General features: G+C 68.1%; 13 protein-coding genes. All 13 read left to right on the forward strand.

Annotation, left to right across the window (positions count from 1 at the left end; all coding sequences use genetic code 11):
• Positions 1-8: 8 nt before the first annotated feature.
• Positions 9-695: a flagellar hook assembly protein FlgD gene (locus tag AC07SQ_RS11810; protein ID WP_495271119.1), complete on the forward strand. Its 687-nt coding sequence runs from the start codon at positions 9-11 to the stop codon at positions 693-695.
• A gap of 82 nt (positions 696-777) precedes the next feature.
• Positions 778-1,992: a flagellar hook protein FlgE gene (flgE, locus tag AC07SQ_RS11815; protein ID WP_095747489.1), complete on the forward strand. Its 1,215-nt coding sequence runs from the start codon at positions 778-780 to the stop codon at positions 1,990-1,992.
• A 13-nt stretch (positions 1,993-2,005) separates the two neighbouring features.
• On the forward strand, positions 2,006-2,752 hold the full coding sequence (locus tag AC07SQ_RS11820; RefSeq protein ID WP_070061529.1) for a flagellar basal body rod protein FlgF: 747 nt from the start codon (positions 2,006-2,008) through the stop codon (positions 2,750-2,752).
• 23 nt (positions 2,753-2,775) lie between these two features.
• Positions 2,776-3,558 (forward strand): flagellar basal-body rod protein FlgG, encoded by a 783-nt coding sequence (gene flgG / locus AC07SQ_RS11825; RefSeq protein WP_062469245.1) that lies wholly within the window; start codon positions 2,776-2,778, stop codon positions 3,556-3,558.
• Positions 3,558-4,253 carry a flagellar basal body L-ring protein FlgH gene (locus tag AC07SQ_RS11830; protein ID WP_095946601.1) on the forward strand — a complete coding sequence of 232 codons (696 nt, stop codon included), beginning with the start codon at positions 3,558-3,560 and terminating at the stop codon, positions 4,251-4,253. The genes flgG and AC07SQ_RS11830 overlap by 1 nt, the downstream gene beginning before the upstream one ends.
• Positions 4,253-5,374 (forward strand): flagellar basal body P-ring protein FlgI, encoded by a 1,122-nt coding sequence (locus tag AC07SQ_RS11835; protein ID WP_495271118.1) that lies wholly within the window; start codon positions 4,253-4,255, stop codon positions 5,372-5,374. The genes AC07SQ_RS11830 and AC07SQ_RS11835 overlap by 1 nt, the downstream gene beginning before the upstream one ends.
• Before the next feature lie 10 nt (positions 5,375-5,384).
• A complete protein-coding gene (flgJ, locus tag AC07SQ_RS11840) occupies positions 5,385-6,377 on the forward strand; it encodes a flagellar assembly peptidoglycan hydrolase FlgJ (protein WP_495271117.1) in 993 nt (330 codons plus the stop codon).
• 70 nt (positions 6,378-6,447) lie between these two features.
• On the forward strand, positions 6,448-8,013 hold the full coding sequence (locus AC07SQ_RS11845; RefSeq protein ID WP_495271116.1) for a methyl-accepting chemotaxis protein: 1,566 nt from the start codon (positions 6,448-6,450) through the stop codon (positions 8,011-8,013).
• A 7-nt stretch (positions 8,014-8,020) separates the two neighbouring features.
• Positions 8,021-8,302 carry a hypothetical protein gene (locus tag AC07SQ_RS11850; RefSeq protein WP_495271115.1) on the forward strand — a complete coding sequence of 94 codons (282 nt, stop codon included), beginning with the start codon at positions 8,021-8,023 and terminating at the stop codon, positions 8,300-8,302.
• Between the two features lie 190 nt (positions 8,303-8,492).
• Positions 8,493-10,073 (forward strand): methyl-accepting chemotaxis protein, encoded by a 1,581-nt coding sequence (locus tag AC07SQ_RS11855; RefSeq protein ID WP_495271114.1) that lies wholly within the window; start codon positions 8,493-8,495, stop codon positions 10,071-10,073.
• 16 nt (positions 10,074-10,089) lie between these two features.
• On the forward strand, positions 10,090-11,712 hold the full coding sequence (locus tag AC07SQ_RS11860; protein WP_495271113.1) for a methyl-accepting chemotaxis protein: 1,623 nt from the start codon (positions 10,090-10,092) through the stop codon (positions 11,710-11,712).
• Positions 11,713-11,728: 16 nt separating this feature from the next.
• The gene (locus AC07SQ_RS11865) at positions 11,729-12,253 is read left to right on the forward strand and encodes a chemotaxis protein CheW (protein WP_070061536.1); all 525 of its coding nucleotides are present in this window, start codon (positions 11,729-11,731) and stop codon (positions 12,251-12,253) included.
• 10 nt (positions 12,254-12,263) lie between these two features.
• Positions 12,264-13,982, forward strand: coding sequence for a methyl-accepting chemotaxis protein (locus AC07SQ_RS11870; RefSeq protein WP_159274371.1), 1,719 nt, complete (start codon positions 12,264-12,266; stop codon positions 13,980-13,982).
• Positions 13,983-13,987: the final 5 nt, after the last annotated feature.

A 13,987-nucleotide genomic window follows, 5' to 3' on the forward strand; every position in this document is an offset into this window, starting at 1 on the left:
CCGACCCCATGGCCCTTTCCGACACCTCGTCCATCAGCGGGCTGAACGCGCCCACGGCGGCGAACAGCAACAACAACGTGTCCGGCGCCGACAGCGAGCAGCGCTTTCTCAAGCTGCTCGTCACGCAGCTGAACAACCAGGACCCGCTCAACCCGATGCAGAACGCCGAGCTGACCTCGCAGCTCGCGCAGATGAGCACCGTGAGCGGCATCGAGAAGCTCAACGCCACGCTCTCGGGCCTGGTCAACCAGACCGGTGCCAACCAGCTGCTGCAGGCCACTTCGCTCATCGGCTACAACGTGCTGTCGCCCGGCGACGTGCTCACCACCAAGAAGCCCGAAGACGGCAAGGACCCCGCCACGCAGGCCTTCGCCGTGCAGCTGCCGGGCACCGCCGCCGACGTCGAGATCAAGATCGTCGACAGCACCGGCAAGGTGATCCGCACGCTCGACGCGGGCGCCATGAAGGAAGGCGTCAACGCCGTCACCTGGGACGGCAAGGACGACCTGGGCGTGGCGGTGCCACCGGGCGCCTACCGCTTCACGGTCGATGCCAGCAACAACGGCACCACCGTGAAGGCCACCGCGCTCACCTTCTCGCAGGTGGCCGCCGTGAAGCAGGGCGCCGGCGGCGTCACGCTGGAACTGGCCTCGGGCGCCAGCATCGGGCTGGGCGACGTGCGCCTGTTCCTCTGAGCTTTCGTCTTCGTCTTCGGCGTGGCCCGTGCGGGCCGCGCCCTTCGCACTCTTCTTCCTCGCACCGAACAAGGACCCCCTCATGAGTTTCTCCCAAGGCATCAGCGGACTCGGCGTGGCCGCGGCCAACCTCGACGTCATCGGCAACAACATCGCCAACTCGGGCACGGTGGGCTACAAGTCGGCCGCCGCCACCTTCCAGGACGTGTACGCCGGCTCGCGCGTGGGCCTGGGCGCCTCGGTGTCGGGCGTGACGCAGAACTTCACGCAGGGCGTGACGCAGTCGAGCACGCGCCCGCTGGACGTGGCCATCCTCAACGGCGACGGCTTCTTTCGCCTGGCGAGCCCCAGCGGCGAGGTCTTCTACTCGCGCAACGGCCAGTTCACGCGCGACAAGGACGGCTACATCGTCAACGCGCAGGGCCTGCAGCTCACCGGCTACGGCGCCAACGCCAGCGGCGGCATCAGCGGCGGCACGCCGGGCCCGATCCAGGTGCAGGGCGGCATGATGCCGCCCAAGCCCACGGCCAACATCGACGCGCAGTTCAACCTCGACGCGCGCAGCACGGTGCCCGCCAAGACGCCGTTCAACCCCACCGACGCGGCCACCTACAACTACCCGAACGCCATCGGCCCCATCTACGACTCGCTGGGCAACCCGCACGACGTGGCCGTGTACTTCGTGAAGACCGCGGCCAACACCTGGAACGTGTACGGCACCTCCGACGGCGCGCCGCTGAACGGCGGCGCCGCGCTGTCCAACGTCACGTTCGACGCCAAGGGCGTCATGACCGCACCGGCCTCGGGCGCGTTCAACATCGGACCGCTCACCTTCACCAACGGCGCCTCGCCGCTCACCGCGTCGGTCGACCTCACGGGCACCACGCAGTTCGGCAGCGCCAACGGCATGAGCAAGCTGGGCCAGGACGGCTACAAGTCGGGCGAGCTCACCGCGTTCTCGATCAACCCCGACGGCACCATCACCGGCAAGTTCTCCAACGAGCAGACGCGCCTGCTGGGCCAGGTCGTGCTGTCGTCGTTCGCCAACCCGAACGGCCTGGAGCCCAAGGGCAACAACGTGTGGGCCGAGACGCAGGCCTCGGGCAACGCGCTCACCGGCACGCCGGGCGAAGGCACCAAGGCCGGCTCGCTGGCCTCGGGCGCGCTGGAGTCGTCCAACGTCGACCTGACCTCCGAGCTGGTGAACCTCATCGTCGCGCAGCGCAACTACCAGGCCAATGCGCAGACCGTGAAGACGCAGGACCAGGTCATGCAGACGCTCATGAACATCCGCTGATCGGGAGCACTTCGTGGATCGAATGCTGTATGTCGCCATGAGCGGCGCCAAGCAGGCCATGGAGCAGCAGGCCGTGGTCGCCAACAACATGGCGAATGTCTCGACGCCGGGTTTCCGCGCGCAGATCGCGACCTTCCGCGCCGTGCCCGTGGTCGGCGAGGAGGCGCCCACGCGCGCCTTCGTGGCCGCCACCACGCCCGGCGCCGACTTCACGCACGGCCCGCTCACGCAGACCGGCCGCGCGCTCGACGTGGCCGTGGGCGGTGAAGGCTGGCTGGTGGTGCAGGCGGCCGACGGCAGCGAGGCCTACACGCGCGTCGGCAACCTGCAGATCGGCGCCGACGGCCAGCTCACGACGATGGGCGGTCGCCCCGTGGTGGGCGACAACGGCGCACTCACCGTGCCGCCGGGTTCGGCCGTGAGCATTGCCTCGAACGGCCTCGTGGGCTCGCGCGACGCGGCCTCGACCACGCTCACTGGCATCGCCGAGGTGGGCCGGCTCAAGCTGGTCAACCCGCCCGTGACCGACCTCGTGCGCGGCGACGACGGCCTGTTCCGCATGCGCGCCGACCTGCCGCCGGCCGAGGCCGACGAGGCCGTCACGCTCATCTCCGGCGCCATCGAGGGCAGCAACGTGCAGCCGGTCGATGCCATGGTGGCCATGATCGCCAACGCGCGCAGCTTCGAGATGCAGATGAAGTCGCTGCAGACCGCCGACATCAACGCGCAGACCGCCAACAAGCTGCTGGCCTACGGCTGACTCTCTTCCAGGAACTCCTTTCAATGATCCGCTCCCTCTACATCGCCAAGACCGGCCTGGACGCGCAGCAGACGCAGCTCGACGTGGTCTCCAACAACCTGGCCAACGTCGGCACCACCGGCTTCAAGCGCAGCCGCGCCGTGTTCGAAGACCTGGTCTACCAGAACCTGCGCCAGGTCGGCGGCCAGAGCTCCGACCAGACGCGCCTGCCCTCGGGCCTGCAGGTGGGCACCGGCGTGCACGTGGTCGCCACCGAGCGCATCCACTCGCAGGGCAACCTCACCAAGACCGACAAGCCGACCGACGTGGCCATCAGCGGCAGCGGCTTCTTCCAGGTGCTGATGCCCGATGGCACCACCTCGTACACGCGCGACGGCTCGTTCCAGACCGACCGCGACGGCCAGCTGGTCACCGCCAGCGGTTTCCCGGTGCAGCCGGCCATCACCATCCCGGCCAACGCCACCAGCATCACCGTGGGCCGCGACGGCATCGTGTCGGTGGTGCAGGCGGGCGGCACCAACACCGTGCAGGTCGGCCAGCTGCAGCTCGCGACCTTCGTCAACCCGACGGGCCTGCAGAGCCAGGGCGAGAACCTGTACGCCGAGACCGACGCCTCGGGCGCGCCCAACCAGGTGAACCCCGGCGTGGACGGCGCGGGCACGCTGAGCCAGGGCTATGTGGAGGCCTCCAACGTCAACGTGGTGGAAGAACTGGTCAACATGATCGCCACGCAGCGCTCGTACGAGATCAACAGCAAGGCGGTCCAGACCTCGGACCAGATGCTGCAGCGCCTGGCCCAGTTGTGATGCGGGCGGGGGTGCGTCTTCTTCGCCGGGCGGCGGCGCTGCTGCTCGCCACCGCGCTGGCCGCCGGCTGCGCGCAGGTGCCGCGCGAGCCGCTGGTGCACCAGCCGATGACGGCGCGCGCCGACCAGTACGCGGCGGTGCAGGCGCGGCGCGCTCCCGGTGCGATCTTCCAGGACGGCCCCGGCGCCAACGCGCTGTTCGAAGACCGCCGTCCGCGCAACGTCGGCGACATCCTCACCATCCTCATCAGCGAGAAGGTCAATGCGACCAAGAACTCGGGCGCCAACGCCAGCCGCACGGGCAACACGACCAGTGTGTTCGCGGCCATTCCCAAGCTCATCGGCGGCCTGCTCGACGGGCAGGAGACCAAGCTGTCGGGCACCAACACGCTCAACGCCAAGGGCGGCGCCAACGCCAACAACACCTTCAACGGCGTGATCACCGTCACCGTGACCGACGTCATGGCCAACGGCAACCTGCTCGTGAGCGGAGAGAAGCAGATGGGCATCAACCAGGGCACCGAGTACATCCGCTTCTCGGGCGTGGTGAACCCGCGCACCGTGTCGGGCAACAACACCGTGCCCTCGACGCTGGTGGCCGATGCGCGCATCGAGTACTCGGCCAAGGGCTACATCGACGAAGCCCAGCACATGGGCTGGATGCAAAGAATTTTCCTGAACGTGATGCCGTTCTGATGACACACCTCCAGGCTTCACCTACTTCGAATCGCTGGCGCATCGCGGCGCTGTGCGCGCTCCTGTTCATCGCGCCCGCGCATGCGGAACGGCTCAAGGAACTCGCCAGCATCCAGGGCGTGCGCGACAACCCGCTCATCGGCTACGGCCTCATGGTCGGCCTGGACGGCACGGGCGACCAGACGATGCAGACGCCGTTCACCACCCAGAGCCTGAACAACATGCTCCAGCAGCTGGGCATCACGATCCCGCAGGGCGTGAACATGCAGCTGAAGAACGTGGCGGCCGTGATGGTGACGGCCACGCTGCCGTCGTTCGCGCGGCCGGGCCAGAACATCGACGTCACGGTGTCGTCGATGGGCAATGCCAAGAGCCTGCGCGGCGGCACGCTGCTGATGACGCCGCTCAAGGGCGTGGACGGCGCGACCTACGCGGTGGCGCAGGGCAACATGGTGGTGGGCGGCGCGGGCGCCGCGGCCAACGGCAGCAAGGTGCAGGTCAACCAGCTGAGCTCGGGGCGCATTCCCGCCGGCGCGCTGGTGGAGCGCACGGTCGAGGCGCCGGTGGGCGCGGAAGGCTCGTTCACCCTCGAGCTGAACCGCTCCGACTTCGGCACCGCGCAGCGCGCCACGGACGCCATCAACCGCCAGTTCGGCGCCGGCACTGCCGAAGCCATGGACGCGCGCGTGATCCGCGTGCAGGCGCCCGAGCCGCAGCGCCGCGTGGGTTTTCTCGCGCAGCTGCAGGAGCTCGAGGTCACGCCCACGCAGGCGGGCGCGCGGGTGGTGGTGAATGCGCGCACGGGCTCGGTCGTGATGAACCAGGCGGTGCGCGTGAAAGACTGCGCCATCGCGCACGGCAACCTGTCGGTGGTGATCAACACCGAGCCGGTGATCAGCCAACCGGGCGCGTTCTCGGGCGGCAGCACGGTGGTGGCGCAGACCTCGCAGATTTCCGTCAACCAGGGCGGCGGCGCGATCCAGATGGTGCGCGGCGGCGCCTCGCTGGCTGATGTGGTCAAGGGGCTGAACAGCCTGGGCGCCAACCCGCAGGACCTGGTGTCGATCCTGCAGGCCATGAAGTCGGCCGGCGCCTTGAGCGCCGAGCTCGAGATCATCTGAGGCCGCAGGCATGACCATCTCCGCCAACACAGCATGGACCGGCGCCGACGCGGCCAGCCGCAGCGGCGCGCTCGACCAGCGTTTTGCGCTCGACGTGCAGGGCGTCGATGCGCTGCGGCGCACCGTGCGCACCTCGCCCGAAGAAGGCCTGCAGCAGGTCTCGCGCCAGTTCGAGGCCTTGTTCATGAACATGGTGCTCAAGAGCATGCGCGAGGCGACGCCTTCGAGCGGCCTGCTCGACAGCCAGGACCAGAAGGTCTATTTGTCGATGTTCGACCAGCAGCTCACGCAGAACCTCTCGGGGCGCGGCGTGGGGTTGGCCGAGGCGATGCTGGCGCAGCTGCGGCGGCAGATGCCTTCGGCGGCGCCCGAAGCCGACGAGGGCACAGGCACGCGGCCGATGTCGCTGGAGCCGCCCCCCGGCCTGCCGTACGGCCCGCGCGCGGGCATTCCCATCGGCTCGTCGCCCGGCGCGCGCGTGTCGACCGCGGCCGACCTTGGCGTCTATCAAATGAAGAACGGACCCGCACCGGCGGCGAACGCCTCGCTGCAAGGCCAGGTCGATGCGTTCGTGGACCGCATGGGCGCTTCGGCACAGGCGGCCAGCGCCGCCAGCGGCGTGCCCGCGCCGCTGATCCTGGCGCAGGCCGCGCTCGAATCGGGCTGGGGCAAGCGCGAGATCCGCGCCGACGACGGCACGCAAAGCTTCAACCTCTTCGGCATCAAGGCCGACAAGGGCTGGAAGGGCGCCACGGTCGAGACCACCACCACCGAATACATCGACGGCGAGCCGCAGAAGGTGCGCGCGAAGTTCCGCGCCTACGCCTCGTACGAGGAGGCCTTCACCGACTACGCGCGCTTCATCACGCGCAACCCGCGCTACGCCAACGTGCTGGCGACTGCCGACCCGGCCGAGGCCGCGCACGGCCTGCAGCGCGCGGGCTATGCCACCGACCCGAAGTACGGCGAGAAGCTGGTTCGCATCATGCAGAAGTTCGGCTGAGCCCTTCGCACAGCCTGACTGCCCGGACCCGAGAACAACGACACGAGAGGCCCCGAGAGGAGACAAGCGAATGACGATAAAGAACTGGACGATCGGAATGCGGCTGGGCGCCGGCTTTGCGCTGGTGCTGGCGCTGCTGGTGGCCGTGGCGGGCATCGGCGTGCTGCGGCTGCAGGGCGTGGGCGAGGCCACGCAGGACATGGCGTCGCGCACCCTGTCGAAGGAGCGCCTGGCCACGGCCTGGCAGTTGGGCACGGCCACCAACAGCGTGCGCACCTTCTCGCTGCTCAAGAGCGACGACGCGCAGGTGCAGGCCTACCTGCAAAAGCAGATCGCGGCCACCAGCGCCACGATCTCCGAGACGCAGAAGGCGCTCGAGGCGCTGCTCGTGTCGCCGGAAGAGCTGGCGTTGAGCGCCGACATCCAGAAGCGGCGCGGCGAGTACATCGCGCTGCGCCAGCAGATCCTCCAGCTCAAGACCGAAGGCCGCAAGGACGAGGCCGCGACGCGCACCGACACGCAGCTGCTGCCGATGCTCGACGGCTACGACGCGGGCATCCGCGCCATGGTGGCGCACCAGCAGAAGCACATCGACAGCACCGCCGCCGCCATCGACGCGCAGTACCGCGCGGGCCTCCTCTACATCGTCGCGCTGGCCGTGGCCGCGCTCGCGCTGGGCGCGGTGCTCGCATGGATGCTCACGCGCAGCATTGCCGATCCGGTCGCCGAGGCGCTGCTGATCGCCGAGACCGTGGCCTCCGGCGACCTGAGCCAGGAGTTCGAGACCGAACGCGGCGGCGACTTCGGCCGGCTGCTGCGCGGCATGGGCGAGATGGAAGACACGCTCACCGACCTCGTGACGCGCATCAAGGCCTCGACCGATTCGATCGCGGTGGCGTCGCGGCAGATCGCGGCGGGCAACCAGGATCTGTCGTCGCGCACGGAAGAGCAGGCGAGTTCGCTGGAGCAGACGGCGGCGTCGATGGAGGAACTGACCTCGACGGTGAAGCAGAACGCGGACAACGCGCGGCAGGCGAACCAACTGGCCGTCTCTGCTTCGGAAGTCGCTGTGAAGGGCGGCGCCGTGGTGTCGCAGGTCGTGGACACGATGGGCTCGATCAACGCCTCGTCCAGGAAGATCGTGGACATCATCGGCGTGATCGATGGCATCGCATTCCAGACCAACATCCTGGCGCTGAATGCAGCGGTTGAAGCCGCACGCGCTGGTGAGCAAGGTCGCGGCTTCGCAGTCGTGGCTTCTGAAGTCCGCAGCCTCGCCCAACGCTCCGCCGCAGCAGCCAAGGAAATCAAGACCCTCATCGGCGACTCGGTGGAAAAGGTCGAAGAAGGCAGCAAACAAGTCGCAGAAGCCGGCCGCACGATGGAAGAGATCGTGGGCAGCGTCAAGCGCGTGACCGACATCATGGGCGAGATCACCGCCGCGAGCCAGGAGCAGACCTCGGGCATCGAGCAGATCAACCAGGCGATCTCGCAGATGGACCAAGTCACGCAGCAGAACGCGGCGCTGGTCGAGGAAGCCTCGGCCGCGGCGCAGTCGCTGCAGGAGCAGGCCGGCGCCCTGGTGGAGGCCGTGAGCACCTTCAAGCTCGACGCCGACGAAGCCGTTGCGGCCTGAACACCCCGTGTCCACGCATTTCCATCCGAAAGCCCTGCGCCGCGTCGGCGTGGGCTTCGCCGCATTGCTCCTGCTGCTGGCCGTGGCGCTCTTCCTCGGCTTCCATGTCGGCACCGGCTGCGCCTGGGCGCTCCATGCCGTGTGGGCGTTGGCCGGCGCCGCCTGCCTGACGGGCCTGGGTCTCGCGGGCTTCGCGGCGCACGCACGGGCCCGTGCAAGCCACCACGACGCCAAGGTCGCCGAGCGGCTGGACCGGGTGTTCCAGCACGTCAACGCCACCGACGCCTGACAGAGAACGCATGCGCCCGCGCCCCGATCCGCGCCTTTCTTTAGAAAAAAGACTCAAGTCTGGCGGCGCGCTGCCGATAACAGGGAGACGGGGTGGCGCAGGCCGCTGCCCCGCCATGCCGTCATGTCATGCCGGTGGCCCGCCGCGCGATGCGGCCACCGTCCCCCGTTATTGAAGGAAGAGAAGCGCAATGAGTTTGAAGGATCTGAAAATCGGCACCCGCCTGGGGCTCGGCTTCGCGGTGCTGCTGCTGCTGATGGCATTCATTGCGGGCACCGGCGTGCTGCGCCTCACGAACGTGGGGCAGGCCACCGACGAGATGGTGCAGGGCGCGCTGGTCAAGGAACGGCTGGCGGCGGAATGGCTCAGCTTGCTCAAGTCGAACACGGTGGCCAACTACGCGATGGTCAAGACCACCGACCCCGAGGTGGCGGCCTATTTCGCCAAGCTCCAGGCGGCGGGTTCGGCGCGCATCACGCCGGCGCAGAAGCAGCTGGAAGCCATGCTCGCCACGCCGGAAGAAAAGGCGCTCTATGCCGCGGTGGTCGCGGCGCGCGTCGTCGTGCTCGAGACCGTGGGCACGCTCAACAAGCTCAAGGACGAGAAGAAAGTCGACGAAGCCAATGCGCTGGTCGACACCAAGTTCAGCGCGGCGCTCGCCGTCTACGCCGGCGCCGTCGAAAACCTGGCCAACCACCAGCGCGAGAAGATCGACGCCGCCGCCAAGGGCATCGCGGCCGACCACACCGAGGGCCGCACCACGCTGCTCGTGCTGTCGGCCATCGCGCTGGCGGTGGGCGCGCTGTTCGCCTGGCGTCTCACGCTGGGCATCGTGCGCCCGCTGGGCCATGCGCTCGAAGTGGCCGAGACCGTGGCCGCCGGCGACCTGAGCGCGAACATCCGCGTGGACAGCCGCGACGAAGCGGGCCAGCTGATGCAGGCGCTGAAGGACATGAACGCGAATCTCGCGAAGGTGGTGGGCGAAGTGCGAACGGGCACGGAGACCATTGCCACGGCCTCGGGGCAGATCGCTTCGGGCAACCAGGATTTGTCGTCGCGCACGGAAGAGCAGGCGAGTTCGCTGGAGCAGACGGCGGCGTCGATGGAAGAGCTGACCTCGACGGTGAAGCAGAACGCGGACAACGCGCGGCAGGCGAATCAGCTGGCCGTCTCCGCTTCGGAAGTCGCAGTGAAGGGTGGCGCTGTCGTGTCGCAGGTCGTAGACACGATGGGCTCGATCAATGCATCTTCCAAGAAGATCGTCGACATCATCGGCGTGATCGATGGCATTGCATTCCAGACCAACATCCTGGCACTGAACGCGGCGGTTGAAGCTGCTCGTGCGGGTGAACAAGGCCGAGGCTTTGCCGTCGTGGCTTCCGAAGTCCGCAGCCTCGCCCAACGCTCGGCCGCCGCTGCCAAGGAAATCAAGACCCTGATTGGCGACTCCGTGGAGAAGGTCGAAGAGGGCAGCAAGCAAGTCGCCGAAGCCGGCCGCACGATGGAAGAGATCGTGGGCAGCGTCAAGCGCGTGACCGACATCATGGGCGAGATCACCGCTGCGAGCCAGGAACAGACCTCGGGCATCGAGCAGATCAACCAGGCGATCACGCAGATGGACCAGGTGACGCAGCAGAACGCGGCGCTGGTCGAAGAAGCCTCGGCCGCCGCGCAGTCGCTGCAGGAGCAGGCGGGCAGCCTGTCGCAGGTCGTCGGCGTGTTCCGCCTCGGCGGAAGCAGCGCCCACAGCAACGCGCTGGCCCTGGCTTGAAGGCGACGCACCGGCCATGCGTGTCAACCTGCCCGTCACCGACATCGAATACGAACTCTCGAAGGAAGAGGCCCTGGTGTCCCGCACCGACCTCAAGGGCCGCATCACCTACGTCAACCCGGCCTTCGTCGCGGCCAGCGGCTTCACGGCCGGCGAACTGCTGGGCAAGGCGCACAACATCGTGCGCCACCCCGACGTGCCGCCCGAGGCCTTCGCCGACCTGTGGCGCACGCTCGACCAGGGCCTGCCCTGGACCGGGCTGATCAAGAACCGGCGCAAGAACGGCGACTTCTACTGGGTGCTCGCCAACGTCACGCCGATCCGCCACCAGGGCCGCGTGGAGGGCTACATGTCCGTGCGCAGCCGTCCCGCGCGCGACGATGTGGCGGCCGCCGATGCGCTCTACCGCCGCATGCGCGAGGGCGAGGCCAAGGGCCTCGAGCTGCTGCAGGGCGAGGTGGTGCGCAGCGGCTGGACGCGTCCGCTGGCGCGGCTGCGCCGCATCCCGGTGCGGCGCCGCGTGTTCGGCGTGACCGTCGCGGCGGCGGCGCTGTCAGCGGGCCTGGGCGCGATGGGCTGGATGGAAGCGTCCCGTCTGGCCGCTGCGTCCGGCGCGCACAGCTGGCTGCCCACCGCCGTGGCAGCGGGCAGCCTCGGCGCCGCGCTGGCGTGGCTGGGCCTGGGGGCGTTCCTCGGGCGCACGGTGTTCCGTCCGCTCGACGAAGCCATCGAGGTCGCACGCACCATCGCCGGTGGCGACCTCGTGCGCTTCACGGTGCGGCCTGGCGACGAGATCGCGGGGCTGCTGCGCGCGCTGAACCAGATGAGCGCCAACCTCTTCGCGATCGTCGCGGACGTGGGCGCGAACGTCGCGGGCGTGATGTCAGCGTCGAGCCAGATCGCCTCGGGCAACGAAGACCTGTCCTCGCGCACCGAGCAGCAGGCCAGCTCGCTGGAGCAGACGGCGGCATCGATGGAAGAGCTGACCTCGACCGTGAAGCAGAACGCGGACAACGCGCTGCAGGCGAACCAGCTGGCCGTGTCCGCGTCCGAAGTGGCGGTGAAGGGCGGTGCCGTGGTGTCGCAGGTCGTGGACACGATGGGCTCGATCAACGCCTCGTCGAAAAAGATCGTCGACATCATCGGCGTGATCGACGGCATCGCGTTCCAGACCAACATCCTGGCGCTGAACGCGGCCGTGGAAGCCGCGCGCGCGGGCGAGCAGGGCAAGGGCTTCGCCGTGGTCGCGTCGGAAGTGCGCAGCCTCGCGCAGCGCTCGGCCGCCGCCGCGAAAGAAATCAAGACGCTCATCGGCGACTCGGTGGAGAAGGTCGAAGAAGGCAGTAAACAGGTCGCCGAGGCCGGCCGGACCATGCAGGAGATCGTCGGCAGCGTGAAGCGCGTGACCGACATCATGGGCGAGATCACGACCGCGAGCCAGGAGCAGACCTCCGGCATCGAGCAGATCAACCAGGCCATCGCGCAGATGGACCAGGTGACGCAGCAGAACGCCGCGCTGGTCGAGGAAGCGTCGGCCACGGCGCAGTCGCTGCAGGAACAGGCGGAGGGCCTGGTCAGGGCCGCAGGGGTATTCAGGACCGGGGCGGGCGAGGGTGCCGGCGCCCGGGATGCGTATTGAACGAGGAGAAGAACACATGTTGAACAACACCAGAGACACATCACCGCGATCGAATGGCGCGGCGCCGTCCGCGTCCACCGTGGCCAACCGCCTGGAGGTCGTGACCTTCAAGCTCGGCGACGAGGAATATGGCATCGACATCCAGAAGGTGCAGGAGCTGCGCGGCTACGACGCCGTGACGCGCATCGCGAACGCGCCGGACTACATCAAGGGCGTGGTCAACCTGCGCGGCATCATCGTGCCGATCATCGACATGCGCATCAAGTTCGAGCTGGGCGCACCCACCTACGACCAGTTCACGGTGGTGATCGTGCTGAACATCTCGGGCCGCGTGGTGGGCATGGTGGTGGACAGCGTGTCCGACGTGATCACGCTCACGGCCGAGCAGATCAAGCCGGCGCCCGAGATGGGCTCGGTGCTCGACACCGACTACCTGATCGGCCTGGGCACGCTGGACGAACGCATGCTGATCCTGGTGGACATCGACCGGCTGATGTCCAGCGAAGAAATGGGCCTCATCGAAGCCGCCGCCACCGTTTGAGGACCACCCCATGACATTCTTTTCGAACCTTCGCATCGGCACCCGCCTGACCCTCGCCTTCGCCATCGTGCTGGGGCTGACGCTCATTTCCAGCGCGGTGGGGCTGATGTCGGCGCACAAGAACGCCGAAGCCACGCGCATCATGATGCAGAGCCCGCTGGCCAAGGAGCGGCTCATTTCCGACTGGTACGTGCTGACCTACTCGGCCATCGCGCGCACCTCGATGATCGCGCGCACCACCGACGAGGCGCTGCCGATGCTGTTCGCCGACGTGATCTCCGAGAGCGTGAAGAAGGGCAGCGAGACCATGGCCAAGGTCGAGGCGCTGCTGGTCACCGACGAGGAGAAGGCGACCTACAAGTCCATCGTCGAGCTGCGCGCCAAGTACCAGGCCGCCAAGGACGAGGTGACCCGCGCCAAGGCCAGCGGCAACACGGTCGAGACCGTGCGCGCCTACCAGCTGTCGTTTCAGCCGGCCGCCAAGGCCTATGAAAACCGCGTGCTCGAGCTGCTGGCCATCGAACGCCGCGCCATCGACGACATGAGCCACGCCATCGACGCGGCAAATGCGAAGAGCTTCAACCTGCGTTTGCTGCTGACGGCGCTCACGGTGCTGCTGGGCGGCCTGTTCGCCTTCTTCATCTCGCGCAGCATCGTGCGCCCGCTGGCCAAGGCCGTGGGCGTGGCCGAGACCGTTGCGGCCGGCGACCTGAGCGCGAACATCCGCGTGGACAGCCGCGACGAGACGGGCCAGCTGATGCAGGCGCTGAAGGACATGAACGCGAATCTCGCCAAGGTGGTGGGTGAAGTGCGAACGGGCACGGAGACGATCGCCACGGCCTCGGGGCAGATCGCTTCGGGCAACCAGGACCTGTCGTCGCGCACGGAAGAGCAAGCCAGCTCGCTGGAGCAGACGGCGGCATCGATGGAAGAGCTGACCTCGACGGTCAAGCAGAACGCGGACAACGCGCGGCAGGCGAACCAGCTGGCCGTCTCCGCTTCGGAAGTCGCGGTGAAGGGTGGGGCGGTCGTGTCGCAGGTGGTGGACACGATGGGCTCGATCAACGCGTCGTCCAAGAAGATCGTGGACATCATCGGCGTGATCGATGGCATCGCATTCCAGACCAACATCCTGGCGCTGAACGCCGCTGTTGAAGCGGCTCGTGCGGGTGAACAAGGCCGAGGCTTTGCCGTCGTGGCTTCCGAAGTCCGCAGCCTCGCGCAACGCTCCGCAGCCGCCGCCAAGGAGATCAAGACCCTCATCGGCGACTCGGTGGAAAAGGTCGAGGAAGGCAGCAAGCAAGTCGCAGAAGCCGGCCGCACGATGGAAGAGATCGTGGGCAGCGTCAAGCGCGTGACCGACATCATGGGCGAGATCACTGCGGCGAGCCAGGAACAGACCTCCGGCATCGAGCAGATCAACCAGGCGATCACGCAGATGGACCAGGTGACGCAGCAGAACGCGGCGCTGGTCGAGGAAGCCTCGGCCGCCGCGCAGTCGCTGCAGGAGCAGGCCGGCGCCCTCGTGCAGGCCGTGAGCGTCTTCAAGCTCGACGCGAACGCGGTCGCAACGACCCGCGCCAGCTTCACGCGCATCACGCCGATTCCCAAGCCGCCGAAGCCGACGCCCAAGCCGCGCGCCAAGGCGCTGCCCACGCGCCGCGAACCGAGTGGCGCACCGCAGCTCGCCATGGCCGGCGACGCCAAGGGCGACTGGTCGGAGTTCTGAGCCAG

It is taken from the genome of Variovorax sp. GW821-FHT06D12 (assembly GCF_059419205.1).

What these genes read in the sequence shown, in the direction of transcription:
- AC07SQ_RS11810 (WP_495271119.1), top strand. Translation starts at nt 9, where the DNA reads ATGGCCCTTTCCGACACCTCGTCCATCAGCGGGCTGAACGCGCCCACG.
- flgE (WP_095747489.1), top strand. Translation starts at nt 778, where the DNA reads ATGAGTTTCTCCCAAGGCATCAGCGGACTCGGCGTGGCCGCGGCCAAC.
- flgG (WP_062469245.1), top strand. Translation starts at nt 2,776, where the DNA reads ATGATCCGCTCCCTCTACATCGCCAAGACCGGCCTGGACGCGCAGCAG.
- AC07SQ_RS11830 (WP_095946601.1), top strand. Translation starts at nt 3,558, where the DNA reads ATGCGGGCGGGGGTGCGTCTTCTTCGCCGGGCGGCGGCGCTGCTGCTC.
- AC07SQ_RS11835 (WP_495271118.1), top strand. Translation starts at nt 4,253, where the DNA reads ATGACACACCTCCAGGCTTCACCTACTTCGAATCGCTGGCGCATCGCG.
- flgJ (WP_495271117.1), top strand. Translation starts at nt 5,385, where the DNA reads ATGACCATCTCCGCCAACACAGCATGGACCGGCGCCGACGCGGCCAGC.
- AC07SQ_RS11845 (WP_495271116.1), top strand. Translation starts at nt 6,448, where the DNA reads ATGACGATAAAGAACTGGACGATCGGAATGCGGCTGGGCGCCGGCTTT.
- AC07SQ_RS11855 (WP_495271114.1), top strand. Translation starts at nt 8,493, where the DNA reads ATGAGTTTGAAGGATCTGAAAATCGGCACCCGCCTGGGGCTCGGCTTC.
- AC07SQ_RS11860 (WP_495271113.1), top strand. Translation starts at nt 10,090, where the DNA reads ATGCGTGTCAACCTGCCCGTCACCGACATCGAATACGAACTCTCGAAG.
- AC07SQ_RS11865 (WP_070061536.1), top strand. Translation starts at nt 11,729, where the DNA reads ATGTTGAACAACACCAGAGACACATCACCGCGATCGAATGGCGCGGCG.
- AC07SQ_RS11870 (WP_159274371.1), top strand. Translation starts at nt 12,264, where the DNA reads ATGACATTCTTTTCGAACCTTCGCATCGGCACCCGCCTGACCCTCGCC.